Origin of the sequence: Actinotalea sp. Marseille-Q4924 (assembly GCF_916618755.1) — a bacterium.
GTDB lineage: Bacteria > Actinomycetota > Actinomycetes > Actinomycetales > Cellulomonadaceae > Actinotalea.
Genome location: NZ_CAKAKB010000002.1, coordinates 72,078 through 93,483, shown reverse-complemented (window position 1 = coordinate 93,483; position 21,406 = coordinate 72,078). Strand labels below are relative to the sequence as shown.

Below are 21,406 nucleotides of genomic sequence, written 5' to 3'. Positions count from 1 at the left end.
CATGGATCCGCTAGCGTCTTGATGATCGATCCATGCGGTGACGAAGATCGCCCGGGGTGAGGAGGTGCCGTGGTCGGCGTCCCGCCCCGGCAGACCAGCTCGTGGTTCGCGCGGGTGGTCCTCAGTGCGCTGCTGCTCACCGTGGCTGTCCAGGCGATCCGTCCGATGGTCTCCTACCGTGCACTCGCGCTCGGCGGCGGAGCACTCGACCTCGGCGTGGTCGCGGCGTCGTTCGGCGTCCTGGCCCTCGTGCTGGCCGTGCCGATGGGACGCCGTGTGGACCGATGGGGAGGGCCCCCCGTGCTCCTCGCGGGCGCCGGCATCGTCCTCCTCTCGGCTACCACCCTCGTGTGGATCGACTCGCTGGTGCTCCTCGCGGTCAACCAGGCGGCGCTCGGCCTCGCGCAGATCATGTTCGTGGTGTCCAACCAGGCGATGGTGGGCGCCGGCGCCAGTGCGCGCCGCGACGCGCGGTACGGCTACTACACGGCGACGGTCTCCCTCGGGCAGATGATCGGACCCTCCGTCGCCGGGCTGCTCGCCGGTGCCGGCGGCTCGGAGAGCTCGGTGCGACCCGAGGACGTCGACACGGACCTCGTGTTCGCGACGATGGCAGGCGTCGCCGCGGTCGCGGTGCTGGTCGCGATCACCCTGCTCCTCCATCGACCACCGGGCGATGCGCGGCGCCGCGCCGCCGGACACCGCACCACCGCCCGTGCTGCCACGGGACAGATCCTGCGCATCCCGTCGATGCCGCAGGCGATGCTGGTGAGCCTGACCGTGATGACGAGCATCGACCTGCTGGCGACATACCTGCCGCTCTACGGGACGCAGACGGGGCTGTCGGTGCAGGTCGTCGGCTTCCTGCTCGCGGCCCGCGCCGGCGCTTCCGTCGCGTCGCGCCTGCTCATGACGCGGCTGATCCGGTTCCTCGGCCGCAAGCGCCTCCTCATCGCAAGCCTGCTCGCGCCGGCGACGGCGCTCGCGACCTTTCCCTTCGTCCCGCTGCCGGGGAAGGTCGTGGCGATGGTCGTCGCCGGCCTGGGTCTTGGCCTCGGCCAGCCCGTCACGCTCTCGTGGGTGGCAGCGGCCGCTCCGGGACCCCTGCTCGGCACGGCGCTCGGCCTCCGGATCACCGGGAACCGCGTCGGCGTGACGGTCATCCCTGTGCTCGTGGGAGCCGTCGCGTCAGCCGCGGGCGTCACCGCCGTCTTCGGGGCGATCGCCGTCATGCTGGGCGGCAGCACTGCCCTGCTCGCCGGGGCTCGCTTCGACGACCGCGGTGCCCCGGACGGCGACGACGCCTGACGGCGCCTCCCGCTCCGTCGGCGCGGCAGGCGGCCCGCCCGGGGGCGTGGACGGGCCGTCGGCCGGTCTCAGCGACCCGCGCGCTCGTGCAGCTTCGGCAGGATGTGCTGCTGGTACAGCGACAGGAACCGCTCCTGGTCCGGACCGGGCGCGTGGAACACGAGGTGCTTGAAGCCCATGTCCACGTACTCCCAGATCTTCTCGACGTGCTCGTCGGGGTCGTCCGAGACGATCCAGCGCGAGGCGGTGCGCTCCACCGGCAGTGCGTCCGCAAGGCGCTCCATCTCCATGGGGTCCTCGACCCCCGTCTTCTCCTCGCTCGACAGCGCGAGCGCACCCCAGAAGCGGGTGTCCTCGAGCGCCTTCTGCTTGTCGGTGTCGAAAGACACCTTGACCTCGATCATGAGGTCCAGGTCGTCGAGCGTGCGGCCTTCCTTCTCGGCACCCTCGGCGAGCGCCGGCAGCAGGGTCTCGGTGTAGAGGGCGCGCCCCTTGCCGGAGGTGCAGATGAAGCCGTCCCCGAGCCGGCCTGCCAGACGCGTGGCCGCCGGACCGGACGCGGCGATGTAGATCGGCACCCGGTCCTCCGGGCGGTCGTAGATGGTCGCCTGCTCGGTGCGGTAGTGGTTGCCCTCGAAGGTGACGCGCTCCCCCGCCCACAGCTCCTGGATGAGGAGGATCGACTCCTTGAACCGTGCGAAGCGCTCCTTGCCGTCGGGCCACGGGATACCGAGGGGTGCCTCGTTCATCGCCTCCCCGGACCCGATGCCGAGGATCACGCGGCCGGGAGCCAGGCAGCCGAGGGTCGCGAAGGCGTGCGCGACGACGCCCGGGTGGTAGCGGAACGTCGGGGTCAGCACGCTGGTGCCGACCTTGACCCGCTCGGTCCGCTCGATGAGCGCCCCGAGCCAGGGCAGTGCCGCGGGGGCGTGACCGCCCGTGTGCCGCCAGGGCTGGAGGTGGTCGCTGATGAAGACCGAGTCGAAGCCGACCTTCTCCGCCATGATCGAGTAGTCCATCAGCTCACGCGGCGCGAACTGCTCCGCGGACGCCTTGTAACCGAACTGCAGCATGTGACCTCTCCCTGGCCGACGCGAACCGGACGAACCGCCCGACCCGCGTATCGTATCCAAAATACGATCGCATCCACCACCGTTTCTCACGGCGGACGACTCAGGCGACCATCAGACCACGGCAGTACCGTGGCCCCTTGGCCCACACTGCCGTCCGACCGACTGCTGACCGAAGGGCACCTGGATGCCGCTGACCCGCATCACGGACCGGCCCCTCGCGCTCGGCGAGCACGTGGAGGCGGTCGCGGACCCCCGCTCGGGCGCCGTGGCGACGTTCCTCGGACGGGTGCGTGACCACGACCCCGCCGTGACGGGCGAGGTCGTCGCCCTGGAGTACTCGGCCCACCCGGATGCGCAGGACGTCCTGGCACGGATCGCGGCGACCTGGGCGGCGCAGGAGGGTGTGCTCGGACTGGCGGTGAGCCACCGCGTCGGCCGGCTCGCCGTCGGGGACGCGGCGATCGTCGCTGCCGTCGCGACGGCCCACCGCCGGCTCGCGTTCGACGTCTGCGCCGCGCTCGTGGAGCAGGTGAAGGCCGAGCTGCCGGTGTGGAAGAAGGAGGTGCTCGCCGACGGCGAGCATGTCTGGGTGGGGCTGGAGGACACGAGCGAGCAGGTCACGAGCCCGCAGGGGGATGCACCATGACGACCACACCCGAGCCGCAGGGCGGCCCGCTCCTGGACCGCTACGGCCGCGTCCACCGCGACCTGCGCATCTCGCTCACCGACCGCTGCTCGCTGCGGTGCACGTACTGCATGCCGGCCGAGGGCGTCCCGTGGCTGCCGGGGTCGCAGATGCTCAGCACGGACGAGCTCGTCCGGATCGCGCGCGTCGCCGTCGGCCTGGGCATCGCGGAGATCCGCCTCACCGGTGGGGAGCCGTTGCTGCGCCCCGACGTCGTCGACGTGGTGCGACGCCTCGCCGCCCTGCGCGGGCCGAACGGCGCGCCGGAGGTGTCGCTGACGACGAACGCGCTGCGGCTGCCGGCCCTGGCCGGGCCGCTCAAGGACGCCGGCCTCGCCCGGGTCAACATCAGCCTCGACACCCTCGACCGCGAGCGGTTCACGCAGCTCACGCGGCGCGACCGGCTCCCCCAGACGCTCGCCGGCATCGCCGCCGCGGACGCCGTCGGGATGCACCCGATCAAGCTCAACGCGGTCGCGATGCGCGGCGTCAACGAGGACGAGGTCGTCGCACTCACCCGCTTCGCCGTCGACCGCGGCTACCAGATGCGGTTCATCGAGCAGATGCCGCTGGACGCCGGGCACACCTGGGACCGCGCGCAGATGGTCACGCAGGCCGAGATCCTGGAACGGCTGCGCGGAGCGTTCCGGCTCACGGAGGTGGGCGGTCGGGGCTCAGCCCCGGCGGAGCTCTGGGTCGTCGATGACGGCCCAGAGACGGTCGGCGTCATCGCGTCCGTCACGGCGCCGTTCTGCGGGACGTGCGACCGGGTGCGCCTCACGGCCGACGGTCAGGTCCGCTCCTGCCTGTTCTCGCGCACGGAGACGGATCTGCGGACGCTGCTGCGCGAGGGAGCCGACGACGACGTCCTTGCCGCAGCCGTCCGGACGTGCATCATGGGCAAGAAGCCCGGGCACGACATCGACGACCCGTCCTTCCTTCAGCCGGATCGCCCGATGAGCGCGATCGGCGGCTGAGGTCCGGCCCGCGGTGCCATGACTCAACCACCCCCAGGGCTGAGCGGCTCGACACCCGCCGCTGAGGACGGTCGCGTCAGTCCGCGCGGTGACGAGGGCATGCGCGCGCGAGGTCGTCGCGAGAGGCTGGGTGCACCACCCCGAGGAGGACCCATGGACGAGGCTCAGCAGCTGCACGACCGCATCGGTGGAGTCACGTATCCGACAACCAAGGCAGAGCTCATCACGGCTGCCCGGGAGGGCGGCGCGGACGCCGCGCTGCTGCGACACCTCGAGAACATCGAGGACGTGACCTATGCGGACGAGGACGAGGTGAGCGCAGCGGTGACCTATCTCGGCGAGACGACCATCCGCTACGGGCATGTGACCGTCTACGACCAGTAGGCGCTGACCGCTCACCCACCCGTGCGGAACACCGGCAGCACGTCGCCGGGCCGCACCTCCTCGACGTCGACGTCGACGAAAGCCAGGCCGTCGGACTGCGCCAGACCCGCAACGAGGTGCGAGCCCGATCCCCCCGCGACGGACCGCCGCGCGCGCAGCACGCCGTCGTCGTCGCGCTGGAGGGCCACCGGCATGTACTGGGCGCGACCGGGTGCGGTGCGCCAGCCGTCGGCCACCTCGGCGCGCATCGTCGGGCGGTCCAGGCGCCCGACGCCGCGGAGGCGCAGCAGAGCCGGCCGCACGAACACCTCGAAGGAGACGTGCGCGCTGACCGGGTTGCCCGGCAGGCAGAGGACCGGTGTCCCGCCCGGGAGCCGGCCGAGGCCCTGCGGCTTGCCGGGCTGCATCGCGACGCGCACGAACCGCACGTCGCCCCAGCCCGTGAGAGCAGCCTTGACGACATCGTAGGCGCCGACGCTCACGCCGCCGGTGGTGACGACGAGGTCGGCGTCCGCCTCCAGCTCGTCGAGGACGCCGCGCAACCGCTCCGGGTCGTCCGGCACGGCCGGGACGCGGACCGCCTCGCACCCCGCAGCCTCGGCGGCGGCGACGAGGAGGATCGAGTTGGAGTCGGCGACCTGACCGCGGCGCAGGGGCTCCCCCGGCGGCACGAGCTCGGACCCGGTCGGGACGACGACGACGCGCGGGCGTCGGTGGACCCGGACCGTGCCCGCACCGGCGGACGCGGCCGCGGCGATGCGCGCCGGACCCAGCAGGGCACCCGCACGCAGGACGACGTCGCCCCGCCGCACGTCCTCCCCCGCCCGCCGGATGTGCGCCGCAGGTGCCGGCTCGCGGTCGACGCGCACCGTGTCGCGCAGGCCGCTGTCCCCGAAGCCGTCCGTGTGCTCCACCGGGACGACGGCGTCCGCACCGGGCGGGAGGGGCGCGCCGGTCATGATGCGCGCGGCCGTCCCGGGCGTGACCTCCGGCTCGGCGTCGGACCCGGCCGGGAGGTCGGCGAGGACCGTCAGGGTCACGGGCGCCCGCGGGGAGGCGCCGACGACGTCGTCTCGGCGCACCGCCCAGCCGTCCATCGCGGAGTTGTCCCAGGCGGGCAGGTCGGTGGCTGCGACGACGTCGTCGGCGAGGACGTGGCCCGCGGCGCGCGAGACGTCGATCTCGACCGGTGCGAGCGCGTCGACGAGGGACAGGACCTCGGTGCGGTGCTGGGCGATCGTGCGGAGGCCGCCGTCGGTGGGGTGGGTGCCGTGGTACGTGCCGTGCCCCCCGTGTGGACCGCGGTCGCCGTCCGCGGTGGTCGCGCGCACGTCCCCGCGGCCCTCTCCCTCACCCATGTGCGCTCCCGCCTCGACCCTGTGCGCTGCTGCTCGGAACTCCCCGACCGGACGACCGACCCTAGCCCTCGTGGTTCCGGGTCCGAGCGCTCACGGCGCGCCGAGAGTCGCGCTGACGCGCGCCACGAACTCGACCTTGGCCATGCCGTCGAGACCGACGTCGTCGGCGGCTGCGAGGAGGGCGGCGTGCCGTTCGACCGACCGCAGCTCGGCCAGGGCCGCGCCGGCGGTCTGGGTCGCGTCCTCGAGGAGGCGGGTGAACCACCGCACCATCTCCTCCTGGACACCACCGCGCTCGGCCGCGGGCGAGGCGCGGAGGGCCTCCAGGACCCGGTCGGCGCCTGCGACCGACGCGCGAAGTCGCTCGTTCTCGGCCGTGACGTCGGCCAGGTCACCCGTGATCTCGCCGAGGGCGGCGATGCGCGCCGTCCCGCGCACGTGGTCGAGGAGGTCCGCCAGCGACGTGTCCGGCGGGAGACCACGGCGGTCCAGCGCGTCGAGGAGCTCGGCACGGAACGCGGCGGCCTCGTCCTCGGAGAGTGCGTCTCCCGGGGGGCGGTCCTCAGCGACCGCGGCGGCCGACGTGACCGGAGACTCCAGACCGAGCGCGAGGAGGCGGTCCTGGACCACCTCGAGGACCCGCTCGACCACGGCCCACGTCGCCGGCTCCGCGCCCATCTCGGAGCGGAGACGGTCGCGGACACCGGTCAGCACAGCCATGCGCCCTGCCTAGTGCACGCATAGCCCCGGCAGCAATGGCGGGCGCGCTGTGGAGGACGGCCGTCGTGTCAGTGGCTGATCGTACACTTGTTCGAGTCGGGGGCCGGTGGTGCTCCTCATTGTCGGTGGGGTGTCAGGGGGCGGTGTGAGCACGGTGTCGGGGGTGGCCGGGCGTTCGGTCCTGGCCCGTCTGGATGCCGTGCACGACGCGGTCGCGGGGATCGCCGAGGTGGATGTGGAGGGTTTGGACGGGCCGGCGGCCGGGGAGCTGTTCGTCCGGGTCGCGCACCTGGCGGACCGGCTGCGCGCGGTCGCGATCCGGGCGTTGCCCGTCGTGGAGGCGGAGGGGCTGTGGGCGGTGGAGGGGCACCGCACGGCGGCGCAGTGGGTGGTGCACCACACCGGGGTGTCGGCCTCGACGGCGCGGCGGGACCTGCGCCTGGGGCGGGCGCTGCGGGACGAGCTGCCGGTGACCGGCGAGGCGGTGCGTGCCGGGACGGTGGGTGTGGAGCACGCGCGGGTGCTGGCGGGCGTGGCGGCGACCTCCGACGCACGACGCGAGGCGCTGGCGGACCCGGGCTCCGCGTGCGGGGAGGGGTTCCTGGTCCGTCACGCGGCGTCGTTGCCGGTGGACCCGTTCCGGTCCCTGGTGCGCCGGTGGGCCGCGGCGGCCGACCCCGACGCGGACGACCGCGGCTACACCGACGCGGTCCAGCGGGAGTTCCTGGACGTCTCGGCCACCCTGGGCGGGTACCACCTGGCCGGGTTCCTCACCCACGAGCACGGCACCGTCCTGGCCACCGCCCTGGCCGCGGTCACCACCGCACCGCAGGGCGCCGACCCCACGCGCGAGAGATCTGCAGCCGCCGACGAGAGCGGCGCACCTCGTGATGAGCGGTCCGCGGGACAACGACGCGCCCAGGCGCTGTGCGACCTGGCCCGCACCGTCCTGGACCGGGGACTGGCCGGCGCTGGCGCGGCCGTGCGACCGCACCTGACCATCCACCTCGACGCCGAGCACCTCCTGCCGGCCTGGACCGAGCGGCTGCGCCACGCCGCGACGACGCCGGACGTCACCGCCGGTGCTGCCCGCTCCAGCGGCACCGGCCCCGGTGCACCCCGTGCCGGGACGGCGGGCCCGGCGACGTGGGACGACACCACCCCGGTGCCCCTGACCGTGCTGCGGCGCCTGGCCTGCGACAGCGAGATCACCCGCATCCTGCTCGGCCCGGGCTCCACAATCCTGGACGTCGGGCGCGCCGCGCGCACCGTCACCGGACAGCTCCGCCGAGCCGTCATCACCCGCGACCGGCACTGCGCCTACCCCGGCTGCCACACACCCCCCGACCGGTGCGAGGTCCACCACCCCCACCACTGGGCCGACGGCGGCCCCACCTCCCTGACCAACTCCGTGCTCCTGTGCTGGCACCACCACGACCACGTCCACCGCACCGGCACCACCATCACCACCATCACCACCGACGCGACCGGGACGACCGGGACTACCGGTCGGACGGGGACAGTCGGCGGCAGCACCGCGACAGTCACCTCGACACGCACGTCGTCAGCGATGACCTTGCACCCGCGCTGGGTCTTCCACGACCGCAACGGCCGGCACATCGGCACCACCGGCCCACCACTGTCCCGACCACCACCACGCACCCCATGACCTCAGAACTCCAGGACGGTGGACCCCGACGGTGACCGCGTCGCCGGGCCGCCCCTGGCCGCCCGACACCCACCGTCGCGCTGCCCGTGGCATGCCGAAGGCCCCGCCCTCGGTGAGGAGGACGGGGCCTTCGCCCCCTGGGAAGGGTTCAGTGGTGCTGCGTTCTCGCCTCCCAGGCGGCGAGGTCACCCGCTCGATCGCGGCCGGTCAAGCCCTCAGGCGTTGACGCTCTGCCGCGGCGCGACACCCGCACCAGCCGGGACCAGCGCCCGCAGCGCGAACCCGGTCGCAGCGAACAGCACACCCATGCCCGCAGCGAACGCGGCCACACCGAACGCGATCACCGACGTGAACAGCGACGCCCGCAGGAACGACCCGTTCATCACCGAGGCGCGCGCCGGGTCCTCACGGTCCAGCTCGGCGTAGGTCTTGCCACCGGAGCCCTCCAGCGCGTGCTTGTTGATGATGTCCGCCTGCACGTACGCGTCCAGCGGACCATTCACCACGTTCCCACCGAACGCCATCGCGTCGTCCGGGATCGTGATGTTCTCCGCCACCAGCTGGCTGCGCACCGTGATCCAGGTCGCCGCACCACCGATCACGAGCGCCGCGCCGGCCGCGATGAGCAGCACAGCGATGAGACGAACAGCCTTCGTGTTGACCAGAGTCGTGGACATCGTCCACTCCCTTCCCAGGAAAGAATCTCGAGTCCGGGAACCGACCACTCCGGTCACCATCCCGGCGAGCCATCCGCGGCTCGATGACCACACTGTTTCCCACGCCACGGACCGTTCATTAGGCCCAAGGGCTCCTGGACCTAAGGCCTAGTGGGACGACGGCGCGACACGGACGTGCAGGTCAGAGGCGCGTAGCGCGAGCCCCGCGGGAAGGGACGGGACCCCGGGCATCGAAGGTGACCTGCGTCACACCGTCGTGCGCCGACGGCTCAGCCCTCCCTGGGCAGGTGCCGCTCCTCCGGCCCGCTGTACGCGCTCAACGGACGGATGAGGGAGTTCGCCGCCCGCTGCTCCATGACGTGCGCCGTCCATCCCGTCACCCGCGCCGCGACGAACAACGGCGTGAACGTCGCCGTGTCGAAGCCCATGAGGTGGTACGCGGGGCCGGAGGGGTAGTCCAGGTTCGGCTTGATGTTCTTGCGGGAGACCATCGCGGTCTCCAGCTGGTCGTACAGGTCCGCGAGGTCGTGCCGGCCGTAGTGCTCCACGAGCCGGTCGAGCGCCGCCTTCATGGTCGGGACCCGCGAGTCGCCATGCTTGTACACGCGGTGGCCGAAACCCATGATCTTGCGTTTCTCGGCGAGCGCCGCGTCGAGCCACTCCTCCGCGCGGTCCGCGGAGCCGATCTCCTCGAACACGTGCATGACCGCCTCGTTGGCGCCCCCGTGCAGCGGTCCCTTGAGGGCCCCGATCGCCGCCACGACCGCCGAGTACAGGTCCGACAGCGTCGAGGTCACCACGCGCGCCGTGAACGTCGAGGCGTTGAACGAGTGCTCGGCGTACAGCACGAGCGACACCCGGAACGCGTCCACGACGACGTCCTCCGGCACCTCGCCGAACGTCATGTGCAGGAGGTTCGCAGCGAGGTCGAGGTCGTCCCGCGGCTCCACGACGTCCTGGCCCCGACGACGCCGCTGGTCGTACGCGACGATCGCCGGGATCTGCGCCAGCAGCCGCACCGACGCCGCCATCTCGGCCTCGCGCGAGCTGTCGTCGGCCTGCGGGTCCTCCGCGCCCACGAGGCTCACGGCCGTCCGCAGCACGTCCATCGGGTGCGCCGTCGTCGGGATCGCGTCGACCACCGCCCGCACCTGGGGCGACAACGCCCGCTGCGACCGCTCGGCGCGCTGCAGACCGGCGAGCTCCTCGGCCGTCGGGAGCTCCCCGTGCCACAGCAGCCACGCCACCTCCTCGAAGGAGCAGCGCGCGGCGATTTCCTGCACCGGGTACCCCCGGTACAGCAGCGAGTTCGTCTCGGGGTTCACCTTGGAGATCGCCGTGGTGTCGGCGACGACGCCGGCGAGGCCCTTGCGGATCTCCGGCTCGGAGGTGGTGGTCATCGGTCGCTCCCTTGCGATCGGTCGTGCTGGGTCTCGCGTGCTGGGTCTCGCGTGCCGGCTCCGCCGCGGCCGACGACGGCGCGGCGTGCCCGGGCCGTCGTCGGTCGCGATCAGTGCCGGACGGACGCGTCCGGTGTGTACGTGAAGATCGAGCTGTCGAACGTGTTGTAGCCCTCGTAGTCGAGGAGCTCGTAGAGGCGTGCGCGGTGCTGCATCCCCCGCACCTCCGACTGCAGCGTCCCCTCGGTGACGAGCGCGTCCAGCGCCCGCTCCGCCCCGCCCATCGCGACGCGCAGGAGGGACACCGGGTGGATGACGATCCGGATCCCCGCGGCGGCCAGCTGCGCGTGCGTGAACAGCTCCGACTTCCCGAACTCCGTCATGTTCGCCAGGACCGGCACGTCGACGGCGGACGCGACCGCCTCGAACTCGCCGAGATCGGCCATCGCCTCGGGGAAGACGGCGTCCGCGCCGGCGTCGACCAGGGCCTTCGCGCGGTCGATCGCGACGGCGAGCCCCTCGGTCGCCCGGACGTCGGTCCGCGCCATGACGAGGAAGTTCGGGTCACGTCGGGCGCCGACGGCGGCACGCACCCGCTGCACCGCGGTCGCGAGGTCCACGACCTGCTTGCCGTCGAGGTGCCCGCACCGCTTGGGGTTGACCTGGTCCTCGACGTGGAGCCCGGCAAGCCCGGCGTCCTCCATCGTCTGGACGGTGCGGGCGACGTTCATCGGCTCGCCGAACCCGGTGTCCGCGTCGACGATCGCCGGCAGGTCGGTCATCCGCGTGATCTGCCTGCTGCGGTCGGCCACCTCCGTCGCCGTGGTCAGCCCGATGTCGGGCAGGCCGAGGTCGGCGCTGAGCACCGCCCCGGAGATGTAGACGCCCTCGAACCCCTTGTCCTGGATGAGCCGCGCGGACAGCGGGTTGAAGGCGCCGGGGAACCGCAGCAGCTCGTCACCGGCCAGCCGGCGGCGCAGGTCGGCGCGCTTGGCCTCGGCCGTCGTCGTCGCGTACAGCATCAGAAGATCCCCTCGGGCACGGGCACCGTGGCCAGCAGGCCGTCCGGCGCCACGACGGTGAGCTCGCCGAGCTCCGCGGCCGACAGCTCCGGGAGGCGCTGCGCGACGTCGAGGAACCGCTCCACCTCGGCGCCGTCGAGCACCCCCTCGGCCAGCATGCGGAACTTCGCGACGTACTGCTCGCGGGCGAACGGTCGCGCGCCGAGCGGGTGCGCGTCCGCGACCGCGATCTCCTCGACGACCCGGGAGCCGTCGGTCAGCGTGATCTCCAGACGCCCGCCGAACGCCTTCTCCGCCGGGTCCGTCGAGTGGTACCGCCGCGTCCACTCCGGGTCCTCCGCCGTGGTGATCTTCTGCCACAGGGCCACCGTGTCCGGCCGCGCCTTGCGCTCGGGGGCGTAGGACCGCACGTGGTGCCACGCCCCGTCCTGCAGCGCGACGGCGACGATGTACGGGATCGAGTGGTCGAGCGTCTCGCGGGACGCCGTCGGGTCGTACTTCTGGGGGTCGTTCGCCCCCGAGCCGATGACGTAGTGCGTGTGGTGGCTCGTGTGGATGACGATCGACGCGACGCGCTCGGGGTCGGCGAGCTCCGGCCGCTCGTGGTGCAGCCTCCGGGCGAGGTCGATGAGCGCCTGCGACTGGTACTCCGCCGAGTGCTCCTTGGTGTACGTGTCGAGGATCCCGCGCTTCGCCTCCCCCGCCGCCGGCAGCGGCACCTCGTAGTGCGCCTCGGGGCCGTCGAGCATCCACGCGATGACGCCGTCCTCGCCCTCGTAGATCGGCACCGGTGCGGCCTGCCCCCGCACGGCGCGGTCAACGGCCTCGATCGCGACCTTGCCCGCGAGCGCCGGCGCGTACGCCTTCCAGCTGGAGATCTCGCCCTTGCGGGACTGCCGCGTCGCCGTCGTCGTGTGCAGCGCCTGACCGATCGCCTGGAAGACCGTCTCGGTCGGCAGCCCGAGGAGTGTCCCGAGCGCCGCTGCGGCGGAGGGCCCGAGGTGGGCGACGTGGTCGATCTTGTGCTTGTGGAGGCTGATCGCCCGGACGAGGTCCACCTGGACCTCGTACCCGGTCGCGACGGCGCGGACGACGTCGCGACCGGTCAGCCCCCGGCGCTCGGCGAGGTGCTGGGCGACGGCGAGCACGGGCGGGATGTTGTCGGCCGGGTGGGAGTAGTCGGCCGCGAGGAACGTGTCGTGGTAGTCGAGCTCCCGCACCGCGACGCCGTTCGCCCACGCCGCCCACTCCGGGCTGGAGCGCTCGTCCGCCGGCAGGCCGAACACCGTCGCACCCGGCCGGTACGGGTGGGCCAGCGCCTGCCCGCGCGCCGCCACCACGGGCTCCCGCAGCAGCGACGCCGTCGCCACAGCGGCGTTGTCGATGACACGGTTGATGACCATGTCGACGACCTCGGGCAGCACCTCGACGGGGTCGACCGCGACCTCGGCGATCTTCCATGCGAGCTGCTCGCCGCGCGGCAGCCGGTCGCTGGACGGGTGGACGCGGACGTCGTGGCGGATCATCGGGCGGCTCCGGTGGGGTCGAGGACGGCGGGTCGGTCGGCAGGTGCGGTGAGGGGTCGGACGGCAGTCCCGGTGAGGGGTTGGCCGCCGGCGACGCCGCAGGTCAGGGCATCGAGGACGTGCGTGAGGCTCGCGTGCAGGTGCACGGCGGTGGCCTGAGCCGCGAGGACGGGATCGCCGGCCGCCACCGCCTCCGCGATGAGCCGGTGCTCCTCCGCGGCGCGCAGCAGGCGCGCCGTGTCGGCGTGGGCGAGGCGACGGACGCGCGCCACGTGGGCGCGCAGCGCGACGAGCGAGCGCTGCAGGTGACGGCTCGCCATCGCGGCGTCGAGGGCGTCGTCGAGCTCCCCGACGAGCGCGTAGTAGGCGGTCCGGTCCGGGTCGTCGTCGACGAGCAGGTCGCCGGCGCCGGCGAGCCGCTCCGCGAGCGCCGTGAACAGCTCCGGTCGGGCACGCCGGGCGGCGAGGCGGGCGGCCTGGGTCTCGAGCGCCTCACGCAGCTCGAAGAGGTGCACCACGTCGTCCGCGTCGAGCTGGGACACGACGAGCGTCCGACCCCGCCCGACGACGGCGAGCCCCTCGGCGGCCAGCCGACCGAGCGCCTCGCGGAGCGGCGTGCGCGACACGCCCCAGCGCGCGGCCTGCTCGACCTCGCCGAGCTCGGTGCCCGGCGGCAGGTGCCACGCGACGATCTCCTCGCGCAGGGCACGGTAGACCCGCTCGCTCGCCCGCATGCCCGTCACCCTAGGACGCCGGGGGCTGTTTGTATACAACGGGCCCGCAGAAGGCGGTCCGATGCATCTCGGCGCCGAGCCCTGCATACAAGACGCTCAGGATCGACCGCCGACCGCCACCTGGGGACCTTCGCCCCTGGCCCGACGGCGGCGCACGTCCGACGGTGGTGGACGACCCACCGGTCGCTCCAGCCGGGTGGACGACGGAGCGCACCGGCCCCGCGCACCACCGAGGAGGCCCCGCCATGACCCAGGACGCCCTGCACGGCCCGTACCCGGACGACGTCCGCCACCCCGACTACGCCGACCCGGACCTGCGGGCCCGGGCGCGGAAGCGGCTCGAGGACCGCCGCAGCCTCGGGGCGCACGCCCTCGCGTACGTCCTCGTCAACGCGTTCCTCGTCGTCATCTGGAGCCTCAACGGCACGGACCAGTTCTTCTGGCCGGTCTTCCCGATCCTCGGCTGGGGCATCGGCCTCGCCTTCAACGCCTGGGACGTGCTCTTCCCCGGGCCGTCGGAGGACCGGATCCGCGCGGAGATGGACCGGTTGCGCGGCGCCTGAGACCGGCGTCGCCGCCGACCGCCGGACCAGCCGAGGGCGCACCCGGCGGCGAACCCCTTGACACCGCCGGGTGGCGCAAATCACGCTGCCTCCATTGCTGTGTTCAGTGCGGATGAACACCCGCACGACGGCTCACCTGCGACGGCGGAGGTACTCATGAGCGCGAACCCGGACCACGGCGTCCCCCACGACCACGACGATCGCCCGAAGGTGTTCCGGAACGGGACCGTCCTGACGATGGACGACAGCCGGACCGTCCTGACGAACGCGGACGTGCTCGTCGTCGGCGACAGCATCGATGCCGTCGGCGAGGGCCTCGACGTGCCGGAAGGCACGATCGAGATCGACGCCACGGGCGGCATCGTCATGCCCGGCATGATCGACACCCACCGCCACATGTGGCAGACGGCGATGCGCGGGTACGGCGCCGACTGGACCCTCACCCAGTACTTCGTCTGGTACTACCTCGAGCACGGCAAGACGTTCCGTCCCGAGGACATCCACGCGGGCAACCTCCTCTCGGCCGTCGAGGCGCTCGACGCGGGCGTGACCACGTCCGTCGACTGGTCGCACGGCCTGCAGACGGCGGACCACGCGGACGCGGCCGTCGACGCCCTCGAGGCCGTCCCCGGTCGCTTCGTGCTCGCCTACGGGAACATCCAGCAGGGCCCGTGGGAGTGGTCCCACTCCCCCGAGTTCCGCGACTTCGTCAACCGCCGCATGCACCGGTCGGAGATGCTCGGCTTCCAGATGGCGTTCGACGTCACCGGCGACCCGGCGTTCCCGGAGAAGGCGGCCTTCGAGGCCGCGCGCGAGCTCGGCGCGACCGTCACCACCCACGCCGGTGTGTGGGGCGCGACGAACGACGACGGCATCCGGCTCATGCACGAGCACGGCTTCATGCAGCCCGGCACCGTCTACGTGCACGCGGCGACGCTCAGCCCGGACTCCTACCACCGCATCGCCGCCACGGGCGGGTCGGTCTCCGTCTCCACCGAGAGCGAGTCCAGCTGCGGGCAGGGCTACCCGTCCACGTACACCCTGCGCTCGTACGACATCCCCGTGTCGTTGTCGATGGACACGAGCGTGTGGTGGAGCGGCGACCTCTTCTCGGCGATGCGCTCGACGCTCAACGCCGACCGCGCCCGGGAGCACCACGAGGCGCACGCCCTCGGCGACACGGTCACGCACTGCCACCTGCGCGCCGACCAGGTCGTCGACTGGGCGACGCGCGGCGGTGCCAGGGCCCTCGGCATGGAGTCCCTCGTCGGGAGCCTGGAGGTGGGCAAGAAGGCCGATGTCGTGCTCGTCAAGAACGACGCCTCGCCGGCGATGTTCCCGCTCCTGAACCCCTACGGGCACGTCGCCTTCCAGGCCCAGCGCGGCGACGTGCACACGGTCGTCGTCAACGGTCGCATCGTCAAGCACGACCACCGCCTCGTCGGCATCGACCTGCCCGCCGTGCGCCACCAGGTGGAGCAGACGGTCGAGCACCTGCGGTCGACGCTCGGCGAGGAGGCCTGGAACCACGGCATGAACCCCGACGTCCCGGAGACGACGATCCTCGACAACCCGTACCAGTACACGGACTACTCGAGCTCGGCGACGCACCAGGTCTGAACCGACGCGCGGTCTCACACGTCGCAGGTGGCCCGACGGGGCCCGTAGCCCTCGAGGTGCGTGGCCCACTCGCCGGCCGTGAGCTCGCGACCGGCGAGACGGCAGGCGGCCCGCATCATCACCCACGGGTCGAGGTCCCACACGACCACGCCGGCAGCGGAGGCGACCGCGAGCTCGCGCCCGTCCTCCCGGAGCGCCGCGGCGCGGCCCTCCGGCGGCGCCGCCGTCGGGATGGGGTCTCCGAGGCGCGTCCCGGTGACGACGTCGTAGAGGATCACGGACTGGTCCCGGGAGGTGACGGCGAGCAGTGCGCCGTCCGCGCTCAGCTCGAGGCGCTCGACCTCCGCGGGCGCTCCCGCGACCTCCCGGCGGAGCTCGAGCGTGTCGAGGTCGTAGAACGCGATCGAGAGGGCCCGCGCGACGACGAGGAGGTCGTCGTGGACGGCGGACTGGAACCACCCGGTCAGCGGCGGTCCGACCATCTCGCCGCTCACCGGGTCGAACCGGACGGTCACGTCGTCCTCGAGCGAGGTGACGTCCGGGCCGACCGTCGTGACCACGACCGTCCGGAGCGACGCGTCGGCCGTGACCGTCATGGGGCGCCCGTGCCCTGGCAGCGGTGGTCCGACGAGCCGCCCCGTGGCGGGATCCACGCGAGTCACGGTGCCGTCGGGCACGATCACGAAGATCGTGCCGTCCGGCGCCGGGTGGAGGCCCACCGCGGCCGGCTCGACGTCCCGCAGCACCGACCGCCGGCCGGTGGCGACGTCGAGCGTCACGAGCGCGCCCTGGTCGGGGTCGAGACCGGCGACCGTCCGCGGCGCGACCCAGGCGGCACGGCGGAGGTCGCCGAGGTCGAGCACCGCCACGTCCGACGCGGGGTCCCACACCGTGAACCGCTCCGGCTCGTCCTCGTAGGGGGCGGCCGTGAGGAGGTGACCCGAGCCCCGGTCGAACCCGTCCCACAGCACGTGCGCCGGCGCGGTGAGCCGGGAGACCGGTCCCGAGCCGTCGAGCCGCCAGCGCAGCACGGCCGGGACCCCCACGGAGAACACCACGAGCTCCCGACCGTCCGCCGTCGCCTCCATCCAGCCCACGTTGCCGAAGTGGGTCGTGCGGATCCGTCCGAGGAGCTCCCCCGTGGCGAGGTCCCGCTCCTCGATCACGCCGTGGAAGCTCCCGCACCACAGGCGGCCCGCCTCGGCGGAGAACGCCGCCCACGGGCACGGTGAGCGTCGGTTGCCGGACACGGGACGCGTCCACAGGAGCGGGTCGTCACCTGGACCGGCGTCCCCGTCCAGCGCCACCACGTGCTGGTGCCCGGTCCCCACGACCCGCCCGTCGGGTCCCACCCACAGGTTCGTGTTGCTCGACAACGGCGGGGCCGGGAGCTGCCGGACCACACGCCCGGTCGCCGGCTCGACCTCCCGGACCGGTCCCGCCGTCGATCCCACGAAGAGCCGACCGTCGGGCGAGAAGGCGACCGCTCCCCTCCCCCACTCACGGACGGGAGGGGCGGGCAGGGGCGGGACGACGGCGACCGACCGGCCGGACCGCGCCTCGAGCAGCAGCACCGTCCCGTCCTCGCCGTCGGTGAGGGCGACCGTCCTCCCGTCCGGGCTCAGCGCCATCTCCCCGGAGGGCCAGGTCAGGACGGTCGGTCCCTGGACCGTCGCTCCCGAGACGACGTCGTAGGTGGTCACCGTCGCGCACCCGGGGAGCGCCGCGCGGGCAGCGAGCGGCGCGACCGCCAGGGGGTCGTCCGACGCGGTGCATGGCGTGGGGCCGTACCCGACGGTGTAGTGCACGGCCGTCGCGCCGTCGGCGCTGACGCGGACCACGGCGCCCGGGCCACCGGGGAGGTCGACGTCGGCGAACCGGCGATCGATCTCCCCCGTGACGACGTCGAGCACCACGGGCTGGGAGCCGGCCAGCGCCACGACCGCAGTTCTGCCGTCCGGCAGGAGCGCCCCGGCGAGCCCCTCGCCGACATGGTCGCGGCCCTCCCGCTCCCCGACCCAGGTGTGCCCGAGGAAGCCCGGGGAGCTCACGAAGGTCCCGAGCAGCGCCGACCGGCTCCCCGCGCTGCCGGGCCAGCGCCGCTGGGCCTCGACCGCCAGGAGGGCGGCGACGGTGCGGTCGGTCGACCGCATCTTCAGGGACGCGTTCACCAGGGCGGCGAGCCTGGCCTCGTCGCGGGCGTCGCGGGCCGCGGCCGCCTGGTCCCTCGCCCATGACCGGCTCACGACGGCCACACCCGTCGCGACGAGCGACACGGCGAGGAGCATCACCGCCGTGACGAGCAGCGTGCGGAGTCGTCGGCTCTGGCGCGCCTCCCGCTGCAGGGCGGCGTACGCGGCGTCCGCCTCGTCGTCGCGCTGCCGGGACGACGCCTCGAGGAAGGACGCCTCCGTCGCCGTGAGGTCCGGTCGGGTGGCCGCCCGCCACTCCAGGGCCGCGTCGAGACGCGCGCCGCGGTACAGCTCGCTCGCCGGCCGGCCGAGCGCCTCCCACCCTTCCGCGGAGGTGACGAGGTGACGCATCGCGCGCAGGCCGGCCCCGTCCTCGTCGATCCACGTCCTCAGCCGTGGCCACGCGTGGACCAGTGCCTCGTGGGCGATCTCCACGGTCCCCTGGTCCTCTATGAGCAGCCGCGTGCCGACCAGCTCGGCGAGGACCCGGTCGCGAGCGACGTCGTGCCCCAGCGCCGACAGCTGGAGACGGCGGCGCGTCGCGATGCCGCCGGGCGCCGGCACGACCAGGCGGAGCAGCAGCGACCGGCAGACCTGCCGGTCCTCCGGCCGGAGGTTCTCGTAGAGCCGGTCCGCCGAGCGCGCCACGGCCGCCTCGATGCCGCCGGTCTCCTGGTACGCCTCCACCGTGAGGACCGAGCCGTCGCGCCGCCGCCACGTCTCCGCGAGGGCGTGCGACAGCAGCGGCAGTGCACCGGCCTGCCCCGCGACGTCCCGGAGGAGCAGGTCGACCAGTCCGTGCTCGAGCCGGAGCCCGGCACGCACCGCCGGCCCCTGGATCGCCGCGCGCAGGGCCTCGCCGGTCAGCGGGGACACGAGGTGCATCCCCTGCTCGGCGAGGTCCGCGAGCGCCGCTGCGCTGCGCAGGCCGCTCACCTGGTCGGCACGGATCGCGACGAGCACCGTCGTCCCGCTCGTCGCGACCTCCGCGAGGCGCCGGCAGTACGCCTCGACCTCGCGCCGGTCGTGCTGCAGGAGGAACAGCTCCTCCATCTGGTCGACGGCGACCACGGAGGGCTCGTCGTCGCCGGCCAGCGCGGCGTCGAGCGTGGCGAGGGGGTGGGCACCCGGGACGACGAGGGCCGTGCGGTGCCCACGGCGCTGGAGGGTGGCGATGAGCCCTGCCCGCAGGAGGGAGCTCTTCCCGGAGCCCGACGGTCCCGTCAGGACGAGCAGCGGCGTGATGCTGAGACGGTCGAGACAGCCGAGCACCTCCTCGTCACGCCCGTAGAAGACGTCGTGGTCCGCGGCGTCGTAGGGAGCGAGCCCCTTGTACGGGCAGGTCTCGCTCGCCGGCGGCGGTCGCTCCCCCGCACCGAGGCGCGGGTCCTGGCGCAGCACGTCGCGCTCCAGGGCGGCCAGCTCGGGCCCGATGTCGACGCCGAGCTCGTCGGCCAGGGTGAGACGGGCGCGACGCAGCGTGGCGAGCGCGTCGGCCTGACGTCCGCACCGGTACTGCGCGAGGCAGAGGGCGGCCCACCGTCGCTCACGCAACGGCTCGACGCGGACGGCGAGCTCCGCGTCCGCGGCGACCCCGCGGTGCTCACCGACGGCGAGGCGGGCCTCGAGGAAGTCCTCCTCCGCCGTCCTGCGCGCCTCGAGGAGCCGCTCGGCCTCGGCGCGTGCCGGCTCCCACCCCGCCAGCTCCGGGTAGGGAGTCCCGTCCCACAGGGCGAGCGCCCGGGCGAACGCCACCACGGCGCGGTCGTTCTCCCCGGAGGCGGCGTGCAGCCGCCCGCGCCGGACGGCGTCCTCGAAGCGTCGGGCGTCGACGGCGTCGGCGTCCAGCACGAGCCGGTAGCCGGCCGGGGTGGTCACCACCCGGCCAGTGCCGAGCACGCGTCGGATGCGACCCACGGAAGCCTGGACCTGCTTGGGCCACGTGACCGGCGGTTGGTCCCCCCAGAGGGCGTCGGCGAGCTCGTCGGCGCGGACGGACATGCCTGCGCGGAGGACCAGGACCGCCAACAGGGCACGTTCCCGAGGGCTGAGCGACGCGACTCCCGCCACGCGCAGCGGGCCGAGCACCTGGATGCTCATGAAGCATGGTCCCGAGGTCGGTGCAACCCGGTCAAGGTGTCGCATACCGGACGGATACCGCTTCGGAGCCCTGCGCGTACCGGTGCGTGCGCACCGTGAGTGCCATGAGCACCACACAGCGCAGTGTGCGCCTCCCTGTCACCACCCCTGCCACCACCGCCACGTCGCCGACCCTCGGCGGCGCGGCCGGCCGGTCCGACGCCGGCCGCCCGACCTCGACGATCTCCCGCCGCCGCCTGGTCGGCCTCACGACGGCCGCGCTCCTCCTCGGCGGCGCCGTGGGCCTCACCGCCCCGATGGTGTTCTCCACCACCACCGCACCCGCTGCCGTCCCGGCCCAGGTGCCGGACCGTCTGAGCCAGGAGCATCTCAACCGCATCCCGCTCGGCCCGGCCGGCGCGGACGCCCGCCCGGACGAGCACCTCAACCGGATCCCCCTCGGGCCGACGACCGACTGACGGCCGAGACCTCGCAGGGCGCGTCCCCTGCCCGGAGTGCGGCGGCTGAGCCCAGCGCCGGGCCCTAGCATCTCCCGGTGACGTCCAGCCCCCCGCCCTCCCCGCCGTCCGACCACCCTGCCACGCCGCCCGAGCGCCCTCAGCGGTGGTGGGCGCTGCTCGTCGTGGGCGTCCTCGGCGGGGTCATGTCGGGGCTGTTCGGCGTCGGCGGCGGGATCCTCATGGTGCCGCTGCTCATCCTCATGGCGGGGCTCAACCAGAAGCAGGCCGCGACGACGTCGCTCGCCGCGATCATCCCCGCCGCGCTCGTCGGGTCCGCGACCTACCTGGCCAACGACAGCGTCGACGTCGTCGTCGCGGGGATCGTCGCGGTGGGCGGCATCGCGGGCTCCTACGTCGGCGCCCGCCTCCTGCGGCGCATCCCGATGGCCTGGCTGCGGTGGCTGTTCATCGCGCTGCTCGTCGCGGTGGCCATCCGGATGTTCCTCACCGTGCCCGAGCGCGGCGCGGACATCGAGCTCTCGCCGCTGGTCGTGCTCGCCCTCGTCGCCACCGGCCTGTTCATGGGGGTGGCGTCCGGGCTGTTCGGGATCGGCGGCGGGGTGATCCTCGTGCCCGTCCTCATCGCGCTGTTCGGCCAGGGGGACCTCGCCGCCAAGGGCACGTCCCTCCTGACGATGCTGCCGACGGCGATCATGGGCACCGTGACGAACCTGCGGGGGCGCATGGTGGACCTGCGGGCGGGGGCGGTCGTCGGGCTGGGAGCGACCGTGGCGTCGTTCGGAGGCGCGTCGCTGGCCTTCCTGCTGCCGCCGCGGGCGTCGACCGTGCTGTTCGCGCTCCTCGTCGTCGTCGCGGCCACGCAGCTCACCGTCCGGGCGATCCGCATGCAGCGCGGCGGCCGCTGAGCGGCGACGGCGACCCCAGAACCGCCGGCCCC

The 21,406-nt window shown here is 73.6% G+C and carries 18 protein-coding genes; 9 read left to right on the top strand and 9 right to left on the bottom strand.

What is annotated here, in order from left to right:
* Positions 1-69 precede the first annotated feature (69 nt).
* Complete coding sequence (locus tag LG379_RS04730; RefSeq protein ID WP_225753443.1) at positions 70-1,308, top strand: MFS transporter; 1,239 nt, start codon at positions 70-72, stop codon at positions 1,306-1,308.
* A gap of 68 nt (positions 1,309-1,376) precedes the next feature.
* Here the strand turns inward: LG379_RS04730 and fgd are convergent, their stop codons facing one another.
* Positions 1,377-2,381, bottom strand: coding sequence for a glucose-6-phosphate dehydrogenase (coenzyme-F420) (fgd, locus tag LG379_RS04725; protein ID WP_225753442.1), 1,005 nt, complete (start codon positions 2,379-2,381; stop codon positions 1,377-1,379).
* A gap of 184 nt (positions 2,382-2,565) precedes the next feature.
* On the opposite strand from fgd, the gene LG379_RS04720 reads away from it, so the two are divergent.
* From LG379_RS04720 to LG379_RS04710, 3 genes are all read left to right on the top strand, one after another.
* Positions 2,566-3,027 carry a molybdenum cofactor biosynthesis protein MoaE gene (locus LG379_RS04720; protein WP_225753441.1) on the top strand — a complete coding sequence of 154 codons (462 nt, stop codon included), beginning with the start codon at positions 2,566-2,568 and terminating at the stop codon, positions 3,025-3,027.
* Positions 3,024-4,043, top strand: a complete 1,020-nt coding sequence (moaA, locus tag LG379_RS04715; RefSeq protein ID WP_225753440.1) for a GTP 3',8-cyclase MoaA — start codon at positions 3,024-3,026, stop codon at positions 4,041-4,043. The genes LG379_RS04720 and moaA overlap by 4 nt, the downstream gene beginning before the upstream one ends.
* A 153-nt stretch (positions 4,044-4,196) precedes the next feature.
* Positions 4,197-4,427, top strand: a complete 231-nt coding sequence (locus LG379_RS04710) for a DUF2795 domain-containing protein (RefSeq protein ID WP_225753439.1) — start codon at positions 4,197-4,199, stop codon at positions 4,425-4,427.
* 11 nt (positions 4,428-4,438) lie between these two features.
* Here the strand turns inward: LG379_RS04710 and glp are convergent, their stop codons facing one another.
* Both glp and LG379_RS04700 read right to left on the bottom strand, forming a co-directional pair.
* The gene (glp, locus tag LG379_RS04705) at positions 4,439-5,785 is read right to left on the bottom strand and encodes a gephyrin-like molybdotransferase Glp (protein ID WP_225753438.1); all 1,347 of its coding nucleotides are present in this window, start codon (positions 5,783-5,785) and stop codon (positions 4,439-4,441) included.
* Positions 5,786-5,875: 90 nt separating this feature from the next.
* On the bottom strand, positions 5,876-6,505 hold the full coding sequence (locus LG379_RS04700; RefSeq protein WP_225753437.1) for a hypothetical protein: 630 nt from the start codon (positions 6,503-6,505) through the stop codon (positions 5,876-5,878).
* 145 nt (positions 6,506-6,650) lie between these two features.
* Here LG379_RS04700 and LG379_RS04695 point away from each other — a divergent pair, with 145 nt between their 5' ends.
* Positions 6,651-8,174: an HNH endonuclease signature motif containing protein gene (locus LG379_RS04695; RefSeq protein ID WP_225753436.1), complete on the top strand. Its 1,524-nt coding sequence runs from the start codon at positions 6,651-6,653 to the stop codon at positions 8,172-8,174.
* Positions 8,175-8,389: 215 nt separating this feature from the next.
* On the opposite strand, the gene LG379_RS04690 is transcribed toward LG379_RS04695, so the two are convergent.
* The 5 genes from LG379_RS04690 to LG379_RS04670 form a co-directional block, all read right to left on the bottom strand.
* Positions 8,390-8,851 carry an aromatic ring-opening dioxygenase LigA gene (locus LG379_RS04690; protein WP_225753435.1) on the bottom strand — a complete coding sequence of 154 codons (462 nt, stop codon included), beginning with the start codon at positions 8,849-8,851 and terminating at the stop codon, positions 8,390-8,392.
* 269 nt (positions 8,852-9,120) lie between these two features.
* Entirely contained in the window at positions 9,121-10,251 is a 1,131-nt protein-coding gene (locus LG379_RS04685) for a bifunctional 2-methylcitrate synthase/citrate synthase (RefSeq protein WP_225753434.1), read from the bottom strand.
* 110 nt (positions 10,252-10,361) lie between these two features.
* Complete coding sequence (gene prpB / locus LG379_RS04680) at positions 10,362-11,273, bottom strand: methylisocitrate lyase (RefSeq protein ID WP_225753433.1); 912 nt, start codon at positions 11,271-11,273, stop codon at positions 10,362-10,364.
* Positions 11,273-12,799 carry an MmgE/PrpD family protein gene (locus LG379_RS04675; RefSeq protein WP_225753432.1) on the bottom strand — a complete coding sequence of 509 codons (1,527 nt, stop codon included), beginning with the start codon at positions 12,797-12,799 and terminating at the stop codon, positions 11,273-11,275. The genes prpB and LG379_RS04675 overlap by 1 nt, the downstream gene beginning before the upstream one ends.
* Complete coding sequence (locus tag LG379_RS04670; protein WP_225753431.1) at positions 12,796-13,533, bottom strand: GntR family transcriptional regulator; 738 nt, start codon at positions 13,531-13,533, stop codon at positions 12,796-12,798. Before LG379_RS04670 ends, LG379_RS04675 begins: the two co-directional genes overlap by 4 nt.
* 245 nt (positions 13,534-13,778) lie before the next feature.
* Here LG379_RS04670 and LG379_RS04665 point away from each other — a divergent pair, with 245 nt between their 5' ends.
* On the top strand, positions 13,779-14,096 hold the full coding sequence (locus LG379_RS04665; protein WP_225753430.1) for a 2TM domain-containing protein: 318 nt from the start codon (positions 13,779-13,781) through the stop codon (positions 14,094-14,096).
* A 156-nt stretch (positions 14,097-14,252) separates the two neighbouring features.
* Positions 14,253-15,716: an amidohydrolase family protein gene (locus LG379_RS04660; protein WP_225753429.1), complete on the top strand. Its 1,464-nt coding sequence runs from the start codon at positions 14,253-14,255 to the stop codon at positions 15,714-15,716.
* Between the two features lie 14 nt (positions 15,717-15,730).
* Here the strand turns inward: LG379_RS04660 and LG379_RS04655 are convergent, their stop codons facing one another.
* The gene (locus LG379_RS04655; protein ID WP_225753428.1) at positions 15,731-20,008 is read right to left on the bottom strand and encodes a BTAD domain-containing putative transcriptional regulator; all 4,278 of its coding nucleotides are present in this window, start codon (positions 20,006-20,008) and stop codon (positions 15,731-15,733) included.
* A 104-nt stretch (positions 20,009-20,112) separates the two neighbouring features.
* Here LG379_RS04655 and LG379_RS04650 point away from each other — a divergent pair, with 104 nt between their 5' ends.
* Positions 20,113-20,466, top strand: coding sequence for a hypothetical protein (locus LG379_RS04650; protein ID WP_225753427.1), 354 nt, complete (start codon positions 20,113-20,115; stop codon positions 20,464-20,466).
* A gap of 77 nt (positions 20,467-20,543) precedes the next feature.
* On the top strand, positions 20,544-21,374 hold the full coding sequence (locus tag LG379_RS04645) for a sulfite exporter TauE/SafE family protein (RefSeq protein WP_225753426.1): 831 nt from the start codon (positions 20,544-20,546) through the stop codon (positions 21,372-21,374).
* The last annotated feature ends 32 nt before the right edge of the window (positions 21,375-21,406 follow it).

Coding starts and splice junctions, on each gene's coding strand:
- fgd (WP_225753442.1), bottom strand. CDS start 2,381: ATGCTGCAGTTCGGTTACAAGGCGTCCGCGGAGCAGTTCGCGCCGCGT.
- LG379_RS04720 (WP_225753441.1), top strand. CDS start 2,566: ATGCCGCTGACCCGCATCACGGACCGGCCCCTCGCGCTCGGCGAGCAC.
- moaA (WP_225753440.1), top strand. CDS start 3,024: ATGACGACCACACCCGAGCCGCAGGGCGGCCCGCTCCTGGACCGCTAC.
- LG379_RS04710 (WP_225753439.1), top strand. CDS start 4,197: ATGGACGAGGCTCAGCAGCTGCACGACCGCATCGGTGGAGTCACGTAT.
- glp (WP_225753438.1), bottom strand. CDS start 5,785: ATGGGTGAGGGAGAGGGCCGCGGGGACGTGCGCGCGACCACCGCGGAC.
- LG379_RS04700 (WP_225753437.1), bottom strand. CDS start 6,505: ATGGCTGTGCTGACCGGTGTCCGCGACCGTCTCCGCTCCGAGATGGGC.
- LG379_RS04690 (WP_225753435.1), bottom strand. CDS start 8,851: ATGTCCACGACTCTGGTCAACACGAAGGCTGTTCGTCTCATCGCTGTG.
- LG379_RS04685 (WP_225753434.1), bottom strand. CDS start 10,251: ATGACCACCACCTCCGAGCCGGAGATCCGCAAGGGCCTCGCCGGCGTC.
- prpB (WP_225753433.1), bottom strand. CDS start 11,273: ATGCTGTACGCGACGACGACGGCCGAGGCCAAGCGCGCCGACCTGCGC.
- LG379_RS04675 (WP_225753432.1), bottom strand. CDS start 12,799: ATGATCCGCCACGACGTCCGCGTCCACCCGTCCAGCGACCGGCTGCCG.
- LG379_RS04670 (WP_225753431.1), bottom strand. CDS start 13,533: ATGCGGGCGAGCGAGCGGGTCTACCGTGCCCTGCGCGAGGAGATCGTC.
- LG379_RS04665 (WP_225753430.1), top strand. CDS start 13,779: ATGACCCAGGACGCCCTGCACGGCCCGTACCCGGACGACGTCCGCCAC.
- LG379_RS04660 (WP_225753429.1), top strand. CDS start 14,253: ATGAGCGCGAACCCGGACCACGGCGTCCCCCACGACCACGACGATCGC.
- LG379_RS04655 (WP_225753428.1), bottom strand. CDS start 20,008: ATGAGCATCCAGGTGCTCGGCCCGCTGCGCGTGGCGGGAGTCGCGTCG.
- LG379_RS04650 (WP_225753427.1), top strand. CDS start 20,113: ATGAGCACCACACAGCGCAGTGTGCGCCTCCCTGTCACCACCCCTGCC.